Source organism: Marinilactibacillus kalidii (genome assembly GCF_017599325.1).
GTDB classification, from domain to species: domain Bacteria; phylum Bacillota; class Bacilli; order Lactobacillales; family Carnobacteriaceae_A; genus Marinilactibacillus; species Marinilactibacillus kalidii.
The window spans coordinates 34,704-52,026 of sequence record NZ_JAGFVM010000044.1 but is presented as its reverse complement, the minus strand read 5'-3'; the positions used below and the strand labels follow the sequence as shown (position 1 = coordinate 52,026).

At 39.0% G+C, this 17,323-nt stretch carries 18 protein-coding genes; 9 read left to right on the top strand and 9 right to left on the bottom strand.

Annotated elements, in window-relative coordinates:
* Positions 1 to 247 precede the first annotated feature (247 nt).
* The 7 genes from J5J05_RS10995 to J5J05_RS10965 are packed head-to-tail and all read left to right on the top strand — an operon-like array spanning position 248 to position 6,019.
* The gene (locus J5J05_RS10995; protein WP_208560711.1) at positions 248 to 784 is read left to right on the top strand and encodes a hypothetical protein; all 537 of its coding nucleotides are present in this window, start codon (positions 248 to 250) and stop codon (positions 782 to 784) included.
* Positions 785 to 801: 17 nt separating this feature from the next.
* On the top strand, positions 802 to 1,842 hold the full coding sequence (gene aroF, locus J5J05_RS10990) for a 3-deoxy-7-phosphoheptulonate synthase (protein ID WP_208560710.1): 1,041 nt from the start codon (positions 802 to 804) through the stop codon (positions 1,840 to 1,842).
* 17 nt (positions 1,843 to 1,859) lie between these two features.
* On the top strand, positions 1,860 to 2,351 hold the full coding sequence (locus tag J5J05_RS10985) for a GNAT family N-acetyltransferase (RefSeq protein WP_208560709.1): 492 nt from the start codon (positions 1,860 to 1,862) through the stop codon (positions 2,349 to 2,351).
* A complete protein-coding gene (aroB, locus tag J5J05_RS10980) occupies positions 2,344 to 3,432 on the top strand; it encodes a 3-dehydroquinate synthase (RefSeq protein WP_208560708.1) in 1,089 nt (362 codons plus the stop codon). Before J5J05_RS10985 ends, aroB begins: the two co-directional genes overlap by 8 nt.
* A complete protein-coding gene (gene aroA, locus J5J05_RS10975) occupies positions 3,429 to 4,676 on the top strand; it encodes a 3-phosphoshikimate 1-carboxyvinyltransferase (protein ID WP_208560707.1) in 1,248 nt (415 codons plus the stop codon). The genes aroB and aroA overlap by 4 nt, the downstream gene beginning before the upstream one ends.
* The gene (gene aroC / locus J5J05_RS10970) at positions 4,657 to 5,754 is read left to right on the top strand and encodes a chorismate synthase (RefSeq protein WP_208560706.1); all 1,098 of its coding nucleotides are present in this window, start codon (positions 4,657 to 4,659) and stop codon (positions 5,752 to 5,754) included. The genes aroA and aroC overlap by 20 nt, the downstream gene beginning before the upstream one ends.
* Positions 5,747 to 6,019 (top strand): chorismate mutase, encoded by a 273-nt coding sequence (locus J5J05_RS10965; protein ID WP_208560705.1) that lies wholly within the window; start codon positions 5,747 to 5,749, stop codon positions 6,017 to 6,019. Before aroC ends, J5J05_RS10965 begins: the two co-directional genes overlap by 8 nt.
* 48 nt (positions 6,020 to 6,067) lie before the next feature.
* On the opposite strand, the gene J5J05_RS10960 is transcribed toward J5J05_RS10965, so the two are convergent.
* The 7 genes from J5J05_RS10960 to J5J05_RS10930 all read right to left on the bottom strand — a co-directional run bounded on the left by J5J05_RS10960 (position 6,068) and on the right by J5J05_RS10930 (position 12,325).
* On the bottom strand, positions 6,068 to 7,312 hold the full coding sequence (locus J5J05_RS10960) for a glutamate-5-semialdehyde dehydrogenase (protein ID WP_208560704.1): 1,245 nt from the start codon (positions 7,310 to 7,312) through the stop codon (positions 6,068 to 6,070).
* Between the two features lie 14 nt (positions 7,313 to 7,326).
* Entirely contained in the window at positions 7,327 to 8,139 is an 813-nt protein-coding gene (proB, locus tag J5J05_RS10955; RefSeq protein WP_208560703.1) for a glutamate 5-kinase, read from the bottom strand.
* A gap of 114 nt (positions 8,140 to 8,253) precedes the next feature.
* Positions 8,254 to 9,126, bottom strand: a complete 873-nt coding sequence (locus tag J5J05_RS10950; RefSeq protein ID WP_208560702.1) for a hypothetical protein — start codon at positions 9,124 to 9,126, stop codon at positions 8,254 to 8,256.
* Positions 9,127 to 9,207: 81 nt separating this feature from the next.
* The gene (locus J5J05_RS10945) at positions 9,208 to 10,395 is read right to left on the bottom strand and encodes a hypothetical protein (RefSeq protein WP_208560701.1); all 1,188 of its coding nucleotides are present in this window, start codon (positions 10,393 to 10,395) and stop codon (positions 9,208 to 9,210) included.
* Positions 10,396 to 10,409: 14 nt separating this feature from the next.
* Positions 10,410 to 11,258: a hypothetical protein gene (locus tag J5J05_RS10940; protein WP_208560700.1), complete on the bottom strand. Its 849-nt coding sequence runs from the start codon at positions 11,256 to 11,258 to the stop codon at positions 10,410 to 10,412.
* On the bottom strand, positions 11,255 to 11,944 hold the full coding sequence (locus J5J05_RS10935; protein WP_208560699.1) for an ABC transporter ATP-binding protein: 690 nt from the start codon (positions 11,942 to 11,944) through the stop codon (positions 11,255 to 11,257). Before J5J05_RS10935 ends, J5J05_RS10940 begins: the two co-directional genes overlap by 4 nt.
* A gap of 3 nt (positions 11,945 to 11,947) precedes the next feature.
* Positions 11,948 to 12,325 carry a GntR family transcriptional regulator gene (locus J5J05_RS10930; protein WP_208560698.1) on the bottom strand — a complete coding sequence of 126 codons (378 nt, stop codon included), beginning with the start codon at positions 12,323 to 12,325 and terminating at the stop codon, positions 11,948 to 11,950.
* Positions 12,326 to 12,633: 308 nt separating this feature from the next.
* Between J5J05_RS10930 and J5J05_RS10925 the strand changes: the two genes are divergently transcribed.
* Complete coding sequence (locus tag J5J05_RS10925) at positions 12,634 to 13,065, top strand: 8-oxo-dGTP diphosphatase (protein ID WP_208560697.1); 432 nt, start codon at positions 12,634 to 12,636, stop codon at positions 13,063 to 13,065.
* 19 nt (positions 13,066 to 13,084) lie between these two features.
* A complete protein-coding gene (locus J5J05_RS10920) occupies positions 13,085 to 13,894 on the top strand; it encodes an alpha/beta fold hydrolase (RefSeq protein ID WP_208560696.1) in 810 nt (269 codons plus the stop codon).
* Positions 13,895 to 13,943: 49 nt separating this feature from the next.
* Here J5J05_RS10920 and J5J05_RS10915 read toward each other — a convergent pair whose 3' ends face one another.
* Positions 13,944 to 15,317: an MATE family efflux transporter gene (locus J5J05_RS10915; protein ID WP_244244725.1), complete on the bottom strand. Its 1,374-nt coding sequence runs from the start codon at positions 15,315 to 15,317 to the stop codon at positions 13,944 to 13,946.
* Between the two features lie 441 nt (positions 15,318 to 15,758).
* Positions 15,759 to 17,156 (bottom strand): MATE family efflux transporter, encoded by a 1,398-nt coding sequence (locus J5J05_RS10910; RefSeq protein ID WP_208560695.1) that lies wholly within the window; start codon positions 17,154 to 17,156, stop codon positions 15,759 to 15,761.
* Positions 17,157 to 17,323: the final 167 nt, after the last annotated feature.

Here is a 17,323-nt window from a genome sequence, read left to right as displayed (position 1 = left end):
TTTATGAGTGAACTTAACCAACGCCGCATTCGAACTTCTCCCAAAGAGAAATCGAATGCGGCGTTTTTGTTGTGGCCGTTCGAAGCAAAGCGAGTTACGGCCACAATACTAGGCGAACGAAGAGAGCGTAGTACCCCGAAGCCGCCAGGCGATCCGTTCGAAGCGCAGCAATGAGACCTGTTCAATCGTAATCGAATAGCTGCAAACAAATTCTAAAACATTTCAGAAAATAGTGAGGGATGAAAACATGATTATCCATACATTAGGACCAAATAGTACAGATAGCTACGCAGCAGCCGAATCATTGTTGAAGTCAGATGAAGATGACATTGTAGCCTATCCGTCCTTTGACAATCTGCTACACACTATCGAATCGCTGAAAGGTGAGCACGTGTTGTTCCCAGTTGCGTTCAAGAGTGCTAGAAGGGAATACGGGTGGAAAGAATTCAATTATGACTACTGGGATAAAGTAGAACTAGTAGAAGTCTTTCAGAAAAAGACAAAACCCATGGTGCTCGTTCGCAATCATCGTTATACCGAAGATGCAGCCATGATTCATCCAGCCACCACTATTTTTATGAAAAAGTATTTGGCATCAACAAGTGAACAGACGTTGATCAATTTTGCAGATAGTAAATATAAAGCATGGACAGCTTTTTGTAAGAAAAACTTGAAGTATACCATCATTAGTGAGGACGTGTTTGAAAAAGAGAAGTACCCGGAACATGAGATACAAGAACGATATGAGCCAGTGATGGTTTGGTGTCTATATAAAATTATTTAAAAAAGAGGAGAATGAACATGATAATCGTATTAAAACAAGGTGTAACAGCAGCAGCCGTTAAAGAAATTACAGTAAAAATGGAAGCAAGAGGGGTAACAGTCAGCCACTTCTCAGATGTGAAAAGAGACTTCTTAGGATTGATCGGTGATACAAGTGGTATTGATACACACCAATTACAAGCGTTGAAAGAAGTAGATCAAATCGTACGTGTAGAAGATCCCTACAAACGTGCAAACAGAAAATTCCATCCAGAAAATTCTGTAATCAAAATCGATAAAGAAACAATCGGTGGTGGACAATTGGGGATTATTGCAGGACCTTGTTCAGTAGAGAGTGAAGAACAAATCATTCATGTTGCAAAACGAATCAAAGCAGCCGGAGCGAACTTCTTGAGAGGCGGCGCATTCAAACCAAGAACTTCTCCTTACAGCTTCCAAGGACTTGAATTAGAAGGTTTAAGAATGTTGCAAGCGGCAAAAGCTGAGACAGGATTACCGATTGTTACTGAACTAATGTCAACAAAATGGATTGATGAGTTCGTTGACTCAGTTGATATGATTCAAATCGGTGCACGTAACATGCAAAACTTTGACTTATTAAAAGAAGTAGGTAAAACACAGACACCTGTACTACTAAAACGTGGGCTATCAGCAACTTACCAAGAGTGGTTAATGTCAGCTGAATACATCATGTCTGAAGGAAATGAAAATGTTATTTTATGTGAACGTGGGATTCGTACGTTTGAAACGGAAACTAGAAACACACTAGACGTTCAAGCAGTCCCTGTTATTAAAAAATTATCTCACTTACCAATCATCATTGACCCAAGTCATGCAGGCGGGAAGTCTTACCTTGTAGAAGCTGGCGCAAAAGCTGGAATCGCTGCAGGAGCAGATGGTCTGATGATCGAAGTACATGACGATCCAGCGAACGCATGGAGCGATGGCGAACAATGTCTGACACCAGATGAATTCGAAGAACTCATGATCAAAGCAAGTAAACTAGCAGAAATCGAAGGCCGTTCAATTCAAACAGCTTCAACAATCTTAAGCAAATAATAGAATAGGTGAGAGGAATGGGACTTCATCTGAGCGTAGCTAGTACAAAAGAAATTGATTTGATCCACACGATACAAGTGCAGTCTTTCAAACCGTTATATCTCAAGTACCAAGATATGAATACTAACCCATCGCTTGAAACATTGGACGATGTTAAGAATAGACTTTTTCGAGCGAATGGAATCATTTATACGGTTTTATTAAACGATGAAATAATTGGTGCTATCTGTGTCGTTAAAGTTTACTCAAATCAAATGAGGATAAGTCCTATGTTCTTAAAGTCTACCTATCAAAATAAAGGATACGCAAAAAGTGCTGTCAAAATTTTAGAAGAAAAGCATCCGATGGTAACCATATGGGAATTACAGACTATCAAAGAAGAACCTTCTCTAGTCCACTTTTATGAAAAACTTGGTTACAAATCTACCGGAGTAGAGAAAAGGATAAATGAAAAAATGACATTAGTAACGTATCGTAAATTACTATCAATGGAGGGAAGACATGCCTGAGATTACCGTAGAAGTACCCGTGCAAGAAACAAGTTATGCTTTGAAAATAGAAAAAAACCTTTTGGACCGAGTGGGAGAGGAAGTTTCTCAACAGTTCGATGGTCAAAAAATTATGGTCGTAACAGATGAGACCGTTCATGGCTATTATGGGGAAAAGGTGCTTGAACAGTTAAAAGCAGCTGGCTATGCGGTTCAGTCTATCGTCTTACCCCCAGGAGAACAAACCAAAACGTTTGATTCTATGCCAGCCATTTACAGTCAATTTATTGACTTTGGTCTAACCAGAAGTGATCTAATCATTGCCCTTGGGGGCGGTGTTGTTGGAGATATTACAGGCTTTGCGGCAGCGAGTTTTTTGAGAGGGATCTCTTTTGTGCAAATCCCAACGACACTTCTTGCACAGGTGGATAGCAGTGTTGGCGGTAAAGTCGGTGTCGATTTACCAGAAGGTAAAAACTTAGTCGGTGCTTTCTATCATCCAGAGTTGGTTCTGATCGATCCACTTGTTTTAGAAACATTAACAGATCAAGCTTTTTCAGACGGTATGGCTGAAGTCATCAAATACGGTTGTATAAAGGATAGATCATTATTCGACCGGCTGATGGGAATGACTTCACGAGCAGCGGTTATGAATCAAATCGAATGGGTCATTGAAACGTGTTGTACGATAAAGAAAACCGTTGTACAAGCAGACGAGAAGGACACAAGTGAGCGGATGCTACTCAACTTTGGTCATACACTCGGTCACGCGATTGAAGCCTTTTATCATTATGAACGCTATTCTCATGGTCAAGGCGTGGCTATTGGTATGGTTGAGCTGTCAACCATTGCTGAGCAACAAGCATTAACGCAAAAAGGAACCACAGACAAAATCATTGCTCTATTAAAACAACATCACTTACCGACCGTCCTTGAAAAACCAGAAGATTACGACAAGATTCTTCCTTATATTGAAAAAGATAAAAAGAATTTTGAAGGAAATTTAAATATTATTGTATTAAATAACATTGGCCAAGCACGTAGAGTCAAAACAGATCGACAATTTTTTAGTATACTGGAATCAGGAGGTACGACAGCGTGACGCAATTAACGATTACACCTAAAAAAGTAACCGGTACGGTCACGGTTCCCCCATCAAAAAGTATGGCTCATCGAGCGGTCATCTGTGCGAGTCTTGCCGAAGGACGTAGTGTGATTCAAAATATTCAGTTGTCCGACGATATGATCGCAACCATTGAAGGTATGCGCGGATTCGGAGCAGTTATAGAACACGTGGACAATCAGCTTATAGTCGAAGGCTGTGGCCCGAAAGTAAGTCGAGTCACATCGGAAATCGATTGTAATGAATCAGGATCTACATTAAGGTTTCTTGTTCCTTTAGCGACATTATTCGAAGGACCAACGCATTTTACTGGTCGAGGCAAACTCGGGCAACGACCATTAGATACCTATCAAGATATGTTTAAACGACAGTCTTTAAGATATGAGACAGGTCAGTCTGAACAGTTAGATTTAACAGTAGAAGGTAGATTAAGTCCTGGAACCTATGAGATGAGAGGCGATATCAGTTCCCAATTTATCACCGGAATGCTCATGACCTTACCTTTATTGGATGACGATTCGACGATTAAAATCACCACACACCTTGAGTCAATAGGCTACATTGATCTTACCTTATCAGTATTGGCTGAATTTGGTATAGAGATTCAGCATGATGCTCACTATAGAACCTTTCGAATCAAAGGGAATCAACGGTATCAAGCAAGAAATCATACTGTAGAAGGTGATTACTCACAAGCGGCTTTCTGGCTGACCGCTAAACAACTAGGAAATGACATCAAGGTTGAAGGGTTAAAACGTGATTCACTTCAAGGTGATCGCGAAATCGTCAGTATGCTGGAACAATTAACGACTACCGAGCATGAACGAACGATTGATGGTGCACAGGTGCCAGATATTATTCCGACTTTAGCACTTGCGGCTGCTTTGACTAGAGGAAAAACAAAGCTCATCAATCTTGAGCGACTTCGAATCAAAGAAAGCGACCGATTAATGGCAACACAAAAAGAACTAGCCGCGTTGGGCGCAAACATTCAAGTTGTAGGAGACCAACTACATATTGAAGGTGTAGAAAGCTTGAAGGGTGGGGCAGATGTGTGGAGTCATAAAGACCACCGAATGGCGATGATGCTGGCAATGGCTTCGACAGTCTGTGAAGCACCCATTCAATTAAAAGATCCAACATGTGTTAAAAAATCATATCCCAATTTCTGGGAAGTGTTTCAAGAAGTAGGAGGAGATATACATGAGCGGAATATGGGGTAAAAATGTCCAAGTATCGATTTTTGGCGAATCTCACGGTATTGCTATTGGAGCAACTATCAATGGCTTACCACCGGGTTTAGAAATCGATATGGACGAAGTACTCATTGAAATGGCAAGAAGAGCACCAGGAAGAAATGAACTAACGACACCACGTAAAGAAAAGGATTTACCGGAAATTTTGAGTGGACTCTTGGATGGGAAAACAACAGGCGCACCGTTGACTGCGATCATCTGGAATACAAATACACGTTCAAAAGATTACAGTTTACTAAAAAACGTGATGAGACCAGGACAAGCTGATTATCCAGGTCGTATGCGCTATAAAGGACATAATGATCACCGCGGGAGTGGGCATTTTTCAGGTAGAATCACGGCACCTTTAGTATTTGCAGGCGCCATTTGCAAGCAATGGCTGAAGAAAAAAGGCGTAACGGTTGGTTCGCATATTCAATCTATCGGTACGATCGAAGACCAGTCATTTGCCGATCAGAGTGAGGTTACTGTTGAACAAATCGAGAAATTTAAAGCGCAACAACTACCTTTATTTGATGAAACAAAAGAGACTGAAATGAAGGACCTTATTGTGGATGCAAAAGATGACGGGGATTCTGTCGGCGGTGTCGTAGAGACATTTGTTTTAGGACTAGATGCTGGTTATGGTAATCCGTTTTTCGATTCCGTTGAATCGCAATTAGCGCACCTCGTTTTTGCAGTGCCTGCGATTAAGGGGATTGAATTTGGAACAGGTTTTGACATTACCAAAATGCGTGGTTCTGAAGCAAACGACGAATATTACTATGATGAAGAAGGTAAGATCAAAACACGTTCCAATAACAATGGTGGGATCATCGGCGGAATTACGTATGGTATGCCGGTCGTCTTCCGTGCAGCCGTTAAGCCACCAGCTTCTATCAAGAAGAAACAACAAACGATCAACGTCGAAGAAGGGAAAGCGGCCGAACTTGAAGTAGAAGGTAGACATGACCCTTGTATCGTGCCACGCGTTCTGCCTGTTTTAGAAGCGGTAACTGCACTTGGAATGATGGATCTAATGATGGGAGGACAACATCATGAGTGAGTTAGAACAATACCGTCAGGAAATTGATGCAATTGATCAAGACCTGACCCGGTTATTTGAAGCCCGCTTAAAGACAGTCCTCAAAGTCGGCGATTATAAAAAAGCACATGACGTACCCGTTTTAGATGCGAGTCGTGAGCAGAAAGTCATTGAAAAGAATGTTGCGCGTTTAAAAGACAAACAGTTCGAAGAAGAGTTAACAAAATTCTTTCAGTCGATGATGGATATCACGAAAGAAACACAGACAAAAATGATGGATCAATAATAAAAAATGCAGTAGAGCACCCGTGAGGATGCCTACTGCATTTTTGTGTTATCTGATTTGTCCTTCGCCAAAGATGATATATTTGGTTGAAGTCAGTTCTGGTAAGCCCATTGGGCCTCTAGCATGTAGCTTTTGTGTACTAATCCCAATCTCTGCACCGAAACCGAACTCGAAACCATCCGTGAAACGGGTAGAGGCATTGACATATACAGCAGCAGCATCGACTTCTTTGTGGAATTGCTGACTTGCAGCATAATTACTGGTGACGATAGCTTCTGAGTGTCCAGTACTATAGTGGTTGATGTGTTGAATCGCTTCGTCGATTGAAGACACAACTTTCACAGCAAGAATATAATCTAAGAACTCTGTTTCCCAATCTTCTTCCGTTGCAGCAACCGCATTGGATAAATGATTTTTAGCTGCTTCATCTGCTCTTAATTCAACATTCCACTCGGTTAAGGCTGCTTCAATAACAGGTAAATATTCAGCCGCAACAGATTCGTGAATCAGCAAGGTCTCAGCCGCATTACAGACGGAAGGTCTTGAAGTCTTTGCATTAACAATAATATCTTTTGCCATAGTCAAATCTGCTGAAGCATCAACATAAACGTGACAATTTCCAGTGCCGGTCTCAATAACAGGAACTGTCGCTGTTTCAACAACTGTTTTGATCAAGTTAGCTCCACCGCGCGGAATCAATACATCCAAGTAACGATTCAACTGCATGAAAGCCCTAGCTGTCTCTCTAGAAGTATCCTCTAAAAATTGGATCACTTCTTTAGGGAAGTTTGTACCCTCTAGACCATCTTGAAGCGCTTTGACGATGGCTTTATTTGAATGAAAAGCTTCTTTACCGCCACGAAGAATTACGACATTTCCAGATTTAAAACAAAGACCCGCTGCATCGGACGTTACATTTGGGCGAGATTCATAGATGATCCCAATCACGCCAAGTGGCACCATCTGCTGACCGATTCTAAGTCCTGCTTCGTTCGTCCACATCTGATTGACCAGTCCAACTGGATCCGCCAGTACAGCTATATCAGTAAGCCCTTCGGCCATTGCATCGATCCGCGCGGAATCAAGCGTTAAGCGGTCCAACATCGTTGCAGCTACGCCATTCGCAGCTGCGGCATCCGTATCTTGTCTATTGGCTTCTAGAATCAACTCTTTATTGTCGAGTAGTGACTGTGCCATTTTGCGAAGCGCATCATTTTTTTCTTTTGTAGCGGCGTGGGCAAGAAATGGTTTAGCCGCTTTTGCTTGTTGTCCAAGTGTGATTAAATCTATCATGGGCTTTTTCCTTTCTATAAAGGTGTGAATAGCGTGCCGACTGATTGACCGTTAAGAATATCGAATAAAACAGTTGGATCTTCACCATTCGCCAGTACCATCTGCTTGTGCTTATGCAGTACTTGTTCTGCGGCACTAAGCTTGGTCGTCATTCCGCCTGTCCCAAAACGAGAACCCGCATCATTCGCGAGTGCATAGGTATCCTCATTGATTTCATGAATCATATCGAACAAGTTAGCATCCACATGGTGCATAGGATTCTTATCATAAAAGCCGTCAATGTCAGATAGTAGCACCAGCAAGTCTGCATCGGTAATTTCTAGCACGATTGCTGATAGCGTATCGTTATCGCCAAAGCGCGTTAAATGATCGAGTTCTTCAACAGAAACCGTATCATTCTCATTTACGATAGGAATGACATTTTTGATCAGTAATTGTTCAAAGGTATTCGCTGAATTTTCTCGACTAACCGGGAAATCGACGACATCCTTTGTTAATAACACTTGTCCGACCTGATGACCGTAATGGTAAAAAAACTGACTATAAAGATTCATTAGTTCGGTTTGGCCGATTGCAGCGATCGCTTGTTGCTCAGGAATCGTAGCAGGTCTCTCTGTTAGATTCATACGTGCAAGGCCGACGCCAATAGCACCTGAAGAAACGAGAATAACTTGCTTCCCTTGGTTTTTTAAGTCGCTTAATACGAAAGCAAGTTTCTCTAAGCGTTGTAAATTGATTGATCCGTTAGGGTACATGATCGTACTAGTCCCAACTTTAACAACGATTCGATTGCTGTCCATTAAGCTTTGTCTTTTAGAAAGTGACATGAGTTCATCCGTTCTGATAAAAAGTTTATCTGTTTTAAGTACCTTAGAGGTACCGCAATTTTAAAACAGTATAACAATTTATATTAAGAAAATCTAGTTTACGAAAAAACTAACTTAAATCAGCTTTGAATAAGCGAGTAGATGAGGGGAAGCTTTATTTACTTCTATGGAGAAAAGTGATCGTGCAAAGGGATCGGTCGTATCAATCTCAGTTTCAATAGTTGTCAGCTGGTTTCGGGCAAATAAGCGTAGTTGGGTTTTGAACAATCGCTTTAAAATGAAAAAGGTAGTGTCGTTTTCTCTGTTAGTGCCTAGCCAAGCGACTTCGGCTACTGATTGTGAGCGGAATACTGTCACGTAAGCAGTGATCGTTCCGGCAGTTAACGCAACAAGACTTAAATCGAAATCAGGTTTTTCGCCAATCAATAAGTCAGCCCATTCTTGCAACGTCATATCTACAACTGGATTGACCACGTGTGTAGCTTCATAATTTCTCTTCAATAAACCGAGCAATTCCCTTTTGAGTTGCTTATTTGCAAATACTTCTTTGTAAGAAAGCACATCTTCATAGGGAGAAACCGGAAATTGGTCTAAGCAATGTTCAAGGGTCAAAGTTGGCTCGAATGTCTTTCGGATCAACTTATAATCTAATGATTCTAGTATTTTTATAGTGTCAGTCTGATCGCTCATTAGTGTATAAACAAAACGATCTGGTCCGGAAGCAACTGAACGCTCCAGCTTTTTCAAAAGTTGAATGAAGCATTCTTCAGGATCTGTTACTAGTGGGTCTATGTAAATACGAAGGTATTCAGCATACGGATGAAAAGGGTTGGACCAACTGACGGCGATTGCCAAAATTGTAGAGCCGAATGTGGCTTCCAATATCTTATTATAGTCGGTTTTAGGCAAGTGGTTAAATACAGAAGATAAGTAATCAGTAAAATTTTCCTTGTTTAAATCTTTCGCGTAAGAAATAGTATAATTCATCTGAACCTTCTCTTTCTTTTTTCAAAATTATAGCATAAAAAAGAGGAACTAGTTTCATCACTAGTCCCTCAAAACAATCCATCAATCGTTCAAGTAAATGGTGGATACCCATACATCTAATGATTCGGGTACAATCATACCGAAATAAAGCAATTCACCTGACTCTAAATCGTTAACTTGAATAGCTGAATTAGTTGAACCATGTGGATAGGCAGAAATACGTGAATATAAACGCCCATCCTTGATCCCGATTACACTAAAATCACTATTATTGATAGAGGGGTTATCTAAAGTAGGGAGTGTTTCTTTTGTTATCTCTGTGGGTTCTGACAGTCCCCCGTCTGTATCTATTTCTTGAAGCGTGAAAGTTTTTTCAAATTCACTCATTAAAAATAGTAGGTCATCTTCAACAATGACGTCTATGAATAAACTATCGTTTGTTGAAAGATCTAAATCAATTATCTTTCCAGTCTGGTAATCATATATGTGCGAAGGTTTTATATCAGAACTGTTGAAAACCATGTCTGAACTGTCGAGATCGGTATCAGCATTCTCCAATTTACCGATTGTTAAAAATCTTTGGTTAGGAGACTCAGCATACATATATGAATAGGTTAGTCCGATATTTGTGCCTATAGAATCAGTCAAATTTTCTTCTAAACTTAAAGAGGGTGTGGCGTCATTCAAGTTAGTGGAGAAAACACTTAAAGTCATAGAGGAGTGAACGGTAAAATAGACATTAGGATAATTAATATAGACATTTTCTAAAGAGGCTACTTGGCTTTCCTCAATTGGTAGTTCTAACGTGTAGTCACTAATTGAATCGTCGGCTTTATTCAGTACTGAAATATCTAAGGTTTGATCCTTGTACGAAGGGAAAACGGCATTGCTGCTATTTGCGTATACAATGACATCATCAGTTTCTTTAAAATAACCGCGTGATGACTTTCCTCTGACGAAAGAACGGTATCGTTCACGAATACGATTGATTTGAGGATCTTCTACTTCGTCGAGTCGTTTAAATAGAGATTGATCTTTTGCGTAAGTAAAAGTACGATCTCTATAAGAAAAAGAAGGATCGAAAATCTCTGTGCTGCCAGTGGCAAAGCCTCTAATAATCAGATCGTCTAGATAAACGTCGTCTCCTTCCAACGTCTTAAATTCAAGCACTCTGTTTTCAGATTCAGCAAAAGCCATAGATATCCCATGGAAGCCAAGGACTATAATCGATAATGTTAAAAATGTTAATAGTTTCGAATATTTTTTCATATTAATCTATCCTCCTATACAGTAATTTTCTTTTCGAGCAAATACTTACTTAAAAATATGGATACAACACTGACAATTATTGCTGCAGCAATAATGAGTAATAATATTTCTGAGGGATAAAGGATGTATTGATTCTTAAAAATAGTTGGAATAAAACTTGGCAAAACAATTAAAACCAGACTAATTACAGCATACACGATACCGTAGATGAATCCGGTGATACGAAAGCTTCTTTCTAGCAATATTCCAGTAAAAAGTACGAGTAGAAAGACAAGGCCAATTGAATATAAACCCGCAAACAACCCAAAAGATTCTGGGAACAAAAAGGCAAATGCACGGTGTGAGCTTATCACTTCACTTACATCAACTTGCTTATACAAATCTGAAGAGACAAGGGAGGGGCTTATAAAATAGAACAACCGAATCATCACGTACTGAATAGAGAGTAAACTGAAAATCCCAATAAATACTGTAAAGAGTTTCGAAAAGAAAATGAATATTCGCGGAATGGGTAACATCAATAAGCGATAAACAAAAGTGTTCTTACCTAGCCATTCTCTGTACCAAATATAAATGCTATAGAACAAGAACCCGCTAATGCCCAACGCTAAAGGTCCGTATATCCATAATGAATTTGTTACAGTGGAAATTGAAAAAGATGGATACATCTCCAAGAATTGAGTTACATTCAAGGATTCTAATGACATCGTTTCTCTAGCTTCACTCATGTAAGATAGGGGTACAATAATTGACCCAATCAAATTTGATACAATGACAATAGCTATGATACCAAACAAAAATTTAATCATTCGTTCAAATTCAAAGTTCACCAATCGAATAAAATGGATTAATTGTTTTTTCATGCGTTATACACCTCTCTCATCACATCTACTACGGAAAGTCCTTCTTGTTCTCTCATTTCTTCAGCGTAGAATTCTTTTAAAATAACACCGTCGCCCAATAGAACGACTTTATCAATTAAATGTTCAATATCGCTGATTTCGTGTGTCGTAATGATCACTCCACGATCAGCGATCAAATGACTACTGAAAACTTCACTGATTTGTTCTCTCGTAAAGATATCGATACCAGAGAAGGGTTCATCCATGAGTATGTAGTCAACATCTAGTGCAAGGCCCACTAATAAACTAACTTTTGCTTGATTACCTTTTGAAAGATCTTGAATCTTGTCAGATGTCTTTAACCGGAAAAATCGAATGAGATCTTTTGCACGTTTCTCATTCCAGACGTCATAGTAATCTTGCATAAAAGCCATAGCTTCTTTGATCGTCATGTGTGGCAACATAATAGCGGCATCTGGGATAAAGGCAATTCGATTATACATATCAGGGGACTGTGGTTGTTCGTCGATTAAAATCGAACCTTTTTGAATAGGGGTTAAATTCATGATTGCATTGAGAATCGTCGTTTTACCAACACCATTTATACCAAGCAAGCAAGTGATATCTCCTTTTTGAGCAGTAAAGGAGACCCCGTTTAGAACTTTTTTTCTACCAAATTTTTTATGAACATCTTTGACTTCTAACATTGATTAACCTCCTAGTTGTGTATGATTCATTTCTGACTGGATCATAGTGGTTACTTCTTCTATCGATATATCCACCGTTCTTATAGCATTAACGAAATCTTTGACAGCCTGATTGACCCATTCACTCTTTAATTGTTTTAATAAGATAGGATCTTCGGTGACTTTACTTGGACGATTCGGTTCTGTGTAAATCAATTTTTCTGCCTCCATTTCACTATATGCGCGTTGAACGGTATTAGGGTTGATTTTTAAATCTTGTGCTAACTGCCTTCTCGAGGGCATTTCTTGTCCAGGATGTAGCTGATCAGAAATGATTTCTTGTTTTAAAAACTGAATAACCTGTAAATAAATGGGATCTCTTTTATTGAGAATTAAATTCATTTTGTCGAACTCCTTTCTCTTGTACAGCTTACGGCTGTTAACAATAGAATATGTTTCCCGTGAAACAATTTAAATACTCTAACTGAAAGAAAATATAATTAAAAGCTTTCAGTTAGAGATAAATCCATCAGAATAGTAAGTGAAAAATCTGTATTAAACGTTTAATACAGAAAGGGTAAAAAACAAGGCGAACTGTATGAATCATACAATACACTTCGTGACTGTATTATATAGTGCATACACTTTAGGTGTCAACACTTTTTATAATATTTGTTATACTATAGAAAAACAAAGGAAGGAAGGCACAGATGGAGAAGGTGATACTGACTAATATGATTATGGTTGAAGATGGCAAAGGGAACGTGGTTGTTCAAAATCGAAAAAATGGTTGGAATGGATGGGCTTTTCCGGGTGGTAAGGTAGAACTTGGTGAGTCATTTATAAATGCAGCTATTCGAGAAGTGAAGGAAGAAACGGGACTAGACATTGAAAAATTAACACTATGTGGTACGAAACAGTTTCACACAAAGACTGGGGAACGTTATATTGTTTTGCTGTATAAGACTTCTACATATAAAGGGGTATTGACTTCTTCAGACGAGGGAGAAGTGAAGTGGGTATCGTTAGACGCAATCGAGAAAGAAAAAGTAGCAGAAGATTTTGATAAGATGTTAAAAGTGTTTTTAAACCCTTCTATTTCAGAACTATATTATGATGAGAACAGCTTGACGATACTTTAAAGAAAATGGAGAGTATATATTGGGATTAGAAAGAGTTAAACCATTTCCGACATCTGATGGTGCCCTGCTTTATTATTTTGATATAGGAGAGGGTAAACCAATCGTGCTACTGGCTGGTGCAGAAACAACTGTCCACACCTACCAGTGTGTTGCTAGAAAACTGAAAGATAACTACCGAGTCATTGGGTTAGAACGAAGATTTGAGGGCAAGACAATCGTTGAATTAAAAGATATGAAAATGGAAAGACAAGGAAAGGATCTACATGAATTTTTAGCATTTATAAAAGTAACCCACCCCGTCTTGGTCGGACATTCTTTAGGTGGAGCTGTCATTATGAGTTATTTAGCGCAATTTGGGGATCAAGAGATTGCTTCAAATATTATCGTTGATCAGACACCAAAAATGATAAATGATGATACATGGAGCGAAGGAATCGCTGAGAAAAATGTCCTTTCTGTTTTTCGAAATCTCTTAAATACTACCTTACCATTGAGAAAATTACCAAGTGCAAAAATAAACTGGTTATTAATAAATACAATGATACTCAAACAAAAGTCCTGTATCTCTATTAAAAAGAAAAAGCCACTCTACAAAGATTATCTGAAAGCAGATTGGCGGAGTTGTTTGGCCAAGGTTACTAAGCCGACCTTATTTGTTGGGACGGAATATAGTCCATATTGGCCGGCTAGACATATTGTCACTTGCGCAGATCTTGTTCAACAAGGAACCTATTGTATGATGAAAAAGGTTAGCCACGGTGCGCATTTGGAAGATTCAGAACAATTTGCTCACATTGTAAAGTCTTGGATGAGAAAATTAGAAGAATAAAAAAGAATCTAGACACTTGTAACGAGAAAGTGTCTAGATTCTTTAGTGTTTAACGAATAAGTCCAGCTAGTCTAGGCAATAGTTTTGGACGTGCCACGCCATCTAATTGACGCTTCAAGCTGTAATAAGAAAATGTCAGTGGAATTAAAGCAGCTATCCAAGCGAGTGGATTTGAAAGTGTTACGCCTGCATATCCCATCGTATTTGATAAAAGTAAAGCTGCGCCAACTCTTGAAAAGAGTTCCATGATGCCAGCTAAAGTAGGTGCAGTACTTCTTCCTAATCCTTGTAAAGTATAGCGGTAGATAAACAACATAGCTAATAAGAAGTAAAAAGAAGCGTTCGTTACGAAATATAGTTGAGAAAGTTCAAGGATTTCTGTACTTTCTGCACCAACAAAAAGTGTTGTCAAAGTACGGCCAAATAAAACAAGTACGAGACCCATAACGGCACTGTAAGTTAAAACAACTTTTAACGTCGTTCTAACACCTTGCCAAACGCGTTCAGTTTTTCCAGCGCCATAGTTTTGCGCAGCAAACGTAGCCATTGTGATACCGAAAGAAACAAGCGGTAATGTTGCGATCCCATCGATTTTTTGAGCGGCAGTCGTAGCGGCTACTGCAGTTGGTCCTAAACTATTCAATGTCATTTGAATAGCGATAGCACCAATCGCTATGATAGAGCTTTGGAAACCCATTGGGAATGCAATCGCGGCATGTTCTTTGATTTGTTTGAATCCAGCTGCCCAGTCTTCTTTATGAATACGAAGGATCGGCACATAACGTTTAATATAAACGAGACCGACGATACTAGCGACAAATTGAGAAATAACGGTAGCTAGTGCTGCACCGCCAACACCCATATTGAATACAAGAATGAAAAGGAAATCTAGACCAATATTCAGTAAAGAAGTGATGATAAGAAATACAAGTGGTGCGCGACTGTTTCCGATAGAACGAAGAATATTTGAAATCAAGTTAAACATTACTGCTGCACCAATACCAGAGAATAGAATAGAAAGATAACTGTTTGAGTGTTCAATTAGTTCAACAGGTGTGTTCATGAATTCTAAAATTTGGCGCGTGAAGATGACGGCAACGACCGTTAGTATAATACTCATTGTTCCAGCGATAATGACACTAGCTGCTAAGTTCTGTCTAATTTTTGTTTCGTCTTTTTGGCCGAAGCGTTGAGCTGTTATGACAGATAATCCAGCTGTCAAACCGATTGCTAGTCCAAGAATCAGTCCGTTGATGCTACCTGTCGCACCAACAGCGGCGAAAGCATCCACGCCAATCGTCTTACTGACGATGAATGTATCTGCCATTTGATACATTTGTTGAAAGAGATTTCCCAGAATCAAAGGGATAGAGAACATTACGATTAATTTAAGTGGGCTGCCTTTTGTCATGTCTTTGTACAATATAATAACCTCCAGTTATTCGTGAGTCGATTGATTGGTAATAAAAATAATGAGTGAATCAAGTTGGCTCAAGAATAAATGCAAGACTTGAATAAATGTAATGGCCAACGCTTAATTCGTTTGAATATCGAGTACAGAGAATCGATAACACTTTTGATAAGTATAGGGACTTTTTTTTATAAAACAACCCACTACAAAATTTCTTTGTGAAAAAAATGTGAACGAAAGTCATCGTGCGATATGTTATACGTTTTCATTGTTTCAGTGGCAACAAACCTTTTTTTCATCTGTATTTTCTGAAAATGAGTCTAAAAAGTGAACGGCTGTTGATTATGAGTGTTTATTGAGATTTCACAAACTTATCTGAAGGATATCCCACTTTGAAAACAAAAAGAAATCGACCGACTCGTTTTTACGAGTGGGTCGATTTCTTTATTTTAATCATCTGATTTTTTGAGGTTCAAGCTCGGGGGTGGTTTCTTCTATATCATCTATAGAAAGCGAAACACGACCTGATAAACTTCTTCTTGTTGAATAATAAGCAATAGCTAATGGGACGAGTGCAGCAACCCAAGCAAGTGGATTAGATATTGCTGCACCTAAGAATCCGAAAGGAATGGACAAGAGTGTAGCGGCAAGTGCACGACCAACCAGTTCTCCAATTCCAGCTACTGTCGGTGCAAGACTGTTCCCGAGCCCTTGTAGTGTGTGACGATAAATAAATAATAATGAAAGAACTGCATATAAGGTAGCGTTCGTTAGGAAAAATTGTTGGATCATACTAATGACTTCAGGTGAAGCATCCGCTCCAACAAAAAGCATCGCCACTTGTCTCCCCCATAAAAGAAGAACGATACCAATGATCACGCTGTAAGTGATACTCAGTTTGATTGCTTGATTGACACCATACCAGATGCGATTAAATTTACGTGCGCCATAATTCTGAGCTGCAAAAGTAGACATGGTTACGCCAAATGACTGTAAAGGAAGCATTGCGACCGTATCAACTTTTTGCGCAGCAGTAAAAGCAGCTACAGCATTTGCGCCAAGTTTATTAAGCGTTACAGTTATCGCGACAGCACCAATAGCAATGATAGAATATTGAAAGCCGTATGGAAGACCGATACGTAAGTGCTCTTTATACTCGGACCAGTCAAAAGCCCAATCTTCTTTATGAATTCTTAGAAGAGGTACTTTTTTCCAGATGAAAATCAAACATAAAATACTTGAGAATACTTGCGAAATCACAGTGGCTACAGATGCACCGCGAATCCCCATATCGAAATAAAGAATGAAAAGATAATCTAGACCGATATTTAAAATAGAGGTCAAAATCAAGAAATATAAAGGGGTTTTGCTATCGCCTAGTGCACGTAGCATATTTGCTAACAGATTGAAAAGAATCGTACCGCTGATACCCCAGAAGATAACATTCAAGTAATCATAAGCATAATCATAGGTTTCAGCAGGTGTCTGCATCAGCGTTAAAATCTGTCTTGAGAACGTCGTAGTCAAAACCGTTAAAATTACAGCAATTACACCACTAATAACCACGCTCGCAGCCAAATTCTTTCTTAAAGCTTTTTCGTCCTTCTTACCAAATCGCTGAGCTGTAATGACTGAGAGGCCGGCAGTTAAACCAATGGCCAATCCAATAATCAAAAACTGTAAGCTCGTTGTCGAACCGATTGCAGAGAATGCCTTAACACCAACGGTTTGACTAACGATGTAAGAATCTGCCATATTATAAAATTGTTGAAACAAATTACCGATCAACAAGGGTACCGTAAAACTTAAAATCAATTTCATCGGACTCCCTTGTGTCATGTCTTTCTTCATTAATACACTCCTTTTAATCTTTTATAACTAATTTTCAGTATTTTTAAGGGTTCATTTAAAATTAAATCATAGTACCAAGCTTATTATAGCTTTAAATAAGATAAAAGCAATAGAAGTTAACGCATTTATAAACGAAAAGTTGTAGCGTTTTCGAATAAATATAATCG